Here is a 3,839-nt window from a genome sequence, read left to right on the forward strand (position 1 = left end):
GCTTCCCTGTTGGAGAAAGTCTACCTCACTACCACCAAATCTTTCGGTTACTGTTGCGGTGTAGAGTGGTCAGCTAAAGGCTGGAATTATGAGATTGTCTCCAGCAACGATAATCTAACTGTTTTAGGACGTGAAATTATTGGTACAGGCAACTTACAATTAGTTACTAAAGAAAAGCCTGTGTTTGAACTGGGTGAATTAGTCAAGTTCCGATTTCATGGCGACGGGCCACCGATCCGCATAGTCCAAGGTATTCAACTGATTAACGATTGCTGGTTCTACAGCATCGAATGGATGTCCCCTGCTATACCGGAAAAAGGTGATGAGGTTTTTACCTCAGCAGATTCCATCGCGCGGGTGAGTGATTACGATTTGGAAAGGGTGCGGTTATGACGGTGTACACCTCTTCCTATGGTGGCTCTCATCCGAGGCGAAGGCATCTTAATCTCCCTGTATCCTCCCCAGAATTGGAAAGGCAAACATCTGCCACTGTTTGCTTCCACTCCTGAACTTCTGAAGTGGTGGAAAGCATCAGTTCAGGATACCGAAGCTGAAAAAGAGTACGAGCGTTGGTTTCTGCTGGTTCTTCAGGAGCGGCAGCAGCTGATTAAGCTTTGGGTTCCGTATTGATTAGTGATGTTTGTATGGCGTTGAATCCAATGTAGTGCGTGTTCTTTGGTGTAAGGGTAGGGAATATTTTCAGTTGTCTGGTGAATAGTTGGATCGTTGAGATGCTCAACATACGCGATCGCATCTGGGGATTGTAGCTGTGATAAGCAAAAACTATTTTTTAGCAGCAGTTCGATCATCATGATGTTCAAGTGTTTTCTAAAAGCTGATTTGTAAAGAAAATCTAAACAGAATTAAATCTGCCTTGACTAAAGTTTTAGGCTAAATCGAGTGTAGTGATTTTGTTGTCGATCAGCCGTTAAAGAGCGATTGAAAACCCGCATCGCAAGGAAGTTTGGTATAGGTGTGAGTTAATTTACCGTAAATGTGTTTAACCAAGTTTATGTTGAGTTATAAAAGATACTGATCTTTTATAATTGACTTCACTAACTCTTGTAATATTTATCTACCATGCCATGCCTATCTACGGCCCAGATGTAATTAATTTTGAAGGGGTGAATGGTGATCGCTACTGGTTTTACGAGCCTTTTTCTTATACTGGGATAGCTGATATCGATGAGCGATTAAGTGGTTTTCCTGTTGCTGTGTTTTTACCACAGAATCGACCTGTAGAGCATACGCCCCTGGTAATTGGCTTACAAGGGATGTGTGCCCCCTATGGCTGGAATGCCTTCATTGTGCCAACTTTGACACAGATGGGGATAGCTGTAGCTTTATTCGATACACCCTTGTCCGGTGAGCGTAGCCTAGTACGTAGTTTCACCGCTGTAGTCGAAAATGAGATTAAACCATTGATTGAGCGGGATGTCTGCTTTGACACTAAGCTACTCCTGCATATCTTTCGCCAGATTGCAGTTGACATTGCTAAAATACGTAACTTCTGCTGTGAATGCTACGGCATGGGCGATAGTCGTTTGGCCTTGTTTGGAGTCAGTATGGGAGTTTTACAAGCGGCCTATGCCTTTAATGCTGATGGTCTTGGAGAACGACTCCTGGGAACAATTGGTCATGCTAATCTTCAATCTTTTGCTCAAAGCTGGGGACACTGGTTTTTACCAGAATTAGCAGCTTCACCCTTTGGTGGACTAGCAGAAGTAATTTTGCAGCGAGTCAAACCAGAAATGAAACCTTTAGTTAAGGTTTTACAGTTAGCCAATAATCTCAAATACCCTGACGAACATAGTAATGCCTGCAACCCGATGACTTATATTGAGCGGGTTGAGCCGACACGTCGAGTTCGCTTCTTAGTCGGTGCTAATGACCAGCTTGTCAGCAAACAAGATGCTATTGAATGTGCCAAGTGTTTTGCTGATGGTGCTTGTTATGTAGTTCCTGGCATGGGACATGGCACGAAAAAATGGGGATCTTCTTTCGTTGATCATGTGCGCTATTTTTTAGTAACACAATTAGCTGATTGGCGAAATTAAAAAACTTGAATCTCGCATGAAGCACTGCATAACGGTAATCACTCCAAAACCTACTCTCATCACTGCGGCTATCTCCTGATATCTCTTGAGAGCATAGGTCACAGCTGGAGCAATTTCATTAAATTAAATGATGATTCAGCGCTAACCCTACCTATAAATTGACCAAAAAATGAGCTATTAAGGTATTCCTCTCGTAGGATAGTAAGTAAAGATGCAGGAGATTTGGGTTATCTTTATCAAGGTGCATAACTGAACCATCAACTGCTAAATGGTGATGATCTATCCACCGATCCTGCGAATCTAGTAATACACTGAAGAAGGGGCTGACATCTGGATGATTATTCTTTAATTCTTCGTAGCTTTGATAAAAAGGAGGTATACCAATTCCCATTGGCATATATAATCCTTTAGAATAATTTTCTACAGCCAATTGAGGAAGCTTTTTAAGGTTAACACCACTGATGAATAATCGATTTTTTTCTCCAGTCTTAGTATCAGTAAAGGCTAACTCAATTTCCTGTAATTTTTGCTCTACACCAATCGGTTTTATATTTCTTAAAATCGCTTTATCAAATTTACCTATTCTCCAGTATTCATTTCCCCAAAGTTTATTTTGATCGTAGAATCCTGGAGGACGAAAAGTCGCAAATTTTATTTCATTTTTATTGTCGTAAAAATCTTTCCATGTTGTGAGATTTCTCGCTAAGACAGTTCTAACTTTTCTACTTTGCTCTCCCGATACAATTATTCTTTCATCAATTGGAAACTGAGTAGTTACTTCTTTTTGCTCGATTACCTCTCTTAGAAGATCAGTTTTGACTATTGTGCCACTTGGATCTTGCCAATGTTCTAATCTCCACCAGTGTTGTGAATAAGAAATATTATTAATCTTTTCAAAGATATTCTTGTAATGTCCCATCGGAAACGTAAACCAACTTTGATAATAAAGAGTCTTATTACTATCTTCTTTAGTAAATAGCAAAATTTCCCAATATCCTGCATTTAAGCAATTGTTAGCCAAAGCAACTTCGACGAGGTTTTGCTTTTCAAAACCATCTCCACCGATAATTTCTATATTTTTGGAATTAGCAGGAAAACTAACTTGTTGTCTGTTCCATTCCCGATCTGTCAAAGCTATTACTTCTAAGCCTGGATCTTTTTTAGCCCATTGAGGTATTTTCGGAACTAATAGCTCTAAATCGACATTTTTGATAACTATTTTTGCTGTTTTTTTATCTGTTGCTTCCAGCACAAAATCAAAATGTGTCTCATCCCTTTTGATAATCGTTAAATTGCGATTCGTATATCTTTGAAAATTTTTGCCTAAAGGAGCAGGATTGGCTGGATAATCTACATTCGATAATTCTTGTAACTTGACAGCCATCTTATTATCAAATTTATATCTGGATTGAAACCAAAAACCGCCCAATCCTAACAAAGCAAAGAAGAAAATGAAGCTACTAAATAAAACTTGTTTCTTTGTAATTAAAAAGTTTTTATTTTTAAATACAGGAGAGGCTAGAAACTTTGCTTTTCCTAAATCATTCTTCATGAGAAAAATTACTTTATATGAGAACTTGATTAACAGAACATAACGTTCTGTCAAATTGATTTCTGGATTATCTCAATGAAATGCAAATTAATCAATAGCTAATTAACATAACTGAACGTAAACGTTCACAGGAGTTATCCTGCTACTGTAAAAAATAAGTACACGTAAATGGTAGATTAAGAGGCATGAATGAAAACTGCCTCGCCTACGGAATCGAAATTTCCGACTTA

At 38.8% G+C, this 3,839-nt stretch carries 4 protein-coding genes; 3 read left to right on the forward strand and 1 reads right to left on the reverse strand.

Features of this window, described 5'->3' with window-relative positions; translation table 11 throughout:
* The 3 genes from H6G97_RS47290 to H6G97_RS47300 form a co-directional block, all read left to right on the forward strand.
* Positions 1–393: DUF1392 family protein (locus H6G97_RS47290; protein ID WP_190947278.1), on the forward strand; the 393-nt coding region annotated here is incomplete at its 5' end.
* A gap of 18 nt (positions 394–411) precedes the next feature.
* The gene (locus tag H6G97_RS47295; RefSeq protein ID WP_242056112.1) at positions 412–630 is read left to right on the forward strand and encodes a hypothetical protein; all 219 of its coding nucleotides are present in this window, start codon (positions 412–414) and stop codon (positions 628–630) included.
* 455 nt (positions 631–1,085) lie between these two features.
* Positions 1,086–2,057 (forward strand): alpha/beta hydrolase family protein, encoded by a 972-nt coding sequence (locus H6G97_RS47300; RefSeq protein ID WP_190947280.1) that lies wholly within the window; start codon positions 1,086–1,088, stop codon positions 2,055–2,057.
* Positions 2,058–2,208: 151 nt separating this feature from the next.
* On the opposite strand, the gene H6G97_RS47305 is transcribed toward H6G97_RS47300, so the two are convergent.
* Positions 2,209–3,609, reverse strand: coding sequence for a hypothetical protein (locus tag H6G97_RS47305; protein WP_190947279.1), 1,401 nt, complete (start codon positions 3,607–3,609; stop codon positions 2,209–2,211).
* Between the last annotated feature and the right edge of the window lie 230 nt (positions 3,610–3,839).

This window comes from Nostoc flagelliforme FACHB-838 (assembly GCF_014698065.1).
Taxonomy (GTDB): domain Bacteria; phylum Cyanobacteriota; class Cyanobacteriia; order Cyanobacteriales; family Nostocaceae; genus Nostoc; species Nostoc flagelliforme_B.